Source organism: Spiroplasma endosymbiont of Lariophagus distinguendus, from assembly GCF_023846195.1.
Classification (GTDB): domain Bacteria; phylum Bacillota_I; class Bacilli_A; order Mycoplasmatales; family VBWQ01; genus Spiroplasma_E.
Genome location: NZ_JALMUW010000130.1, coordinates 1 through 996 on the forward strand (window position 1 = coordinate 1; position 996 = coordinate 996).

Sequence of the window (996 nt, forward strand, 5' to 3'; positions counted from 1 at the left end):
ATATTTTCTTCTAATTGTTGAAAATTTGTATTATTTTCAATTACATTATTAGTATTTGGATTATCAATATATATTTTTTCATTTTCAGTAATAATTGCTTGGTCACTTTCATATGCTATTTGCATTTCAGTACTCATAATTCCCCATTTTCTTAATAATTGAGTTAATACAGTTTTTAATGCCATACTATCAAAATCACTAACAATAAATTCTTTATTTTTTGCATAAGTTTTTGAATATTTTAAAAAATGTTTTTCAATTTGTTCTTTTGACATATATAAAGTTTTTTCAAAACCATTTACCAATTGAAAATATGCTACATAACCAATAATAGGTTGTTTCAATCTTTCTAAATCATCTTGTATTCAATTAAATTCAATTCCCTTAAGTCTATCTACTTTTTTAATTTCTGTTAATCTAACATCACTTACATTAATTTCTTTATATTGTTGACTACGTAATGCTAATTGAATATAACCTTTATATCCCATTTGAAATTGAGCATTATTTACTTTAGTATTACTATCTCAATAAGGTACAATATAACAATAACCAAAATTCTTTTCTAATGGTAAATTCAATAATACCGCTTGATAACAACTATTAATAATAGTATCTGGATATGCTTTATCTAAACCATATTGATTTGAAATTGCTAATACATTACTTTTAAATTTTTGTATTTCTAAATTATTAACAATACCTTTTTGTCTAATAAATTTTTCTACATTACCATTATTAATATTTTTAACTAATAATTCATTTGCCATTTTATTTTAATTCCTTTCATGTTCAAATTGCTTTTTCTCATTCAATTAATAATTCATTTGTTATTTCTACTTTAATTAATTCAATATTATTTTCTTTAACTCAACATATAAAATGTATATTTGATAATTCATAATTATTATTTTTTAATAATCAATAATATGCTATTATTTGTAATTTTGATTTTTCTAATAATTCTTTAGTAAAAACTTTATAAGTTTTAAAATC

The 996-nt window shown here is 20.0% G+C and carries 2 protein-coding genes; both read right to left on the bottom strand.

The features are described 5' to 3' along the window. Positions 1–770, bottom strand: a 770-nt coding sequence (locus M0D11_RS06065; RefSeq protein WP_252321024.1) for a recombinase RecT, incomplete at its 3' end; no start/stop codon positions are given. A 1-nt stretch (position 771) separates the two neighbouring features. Next, positions 772–996: hypothetical protein (locus tag M0D11_RS06070; RefSeq protein ID WP_252321026.1), on the bottom strand; the 225-nt coding region annotated here is incomplete at its 5' end.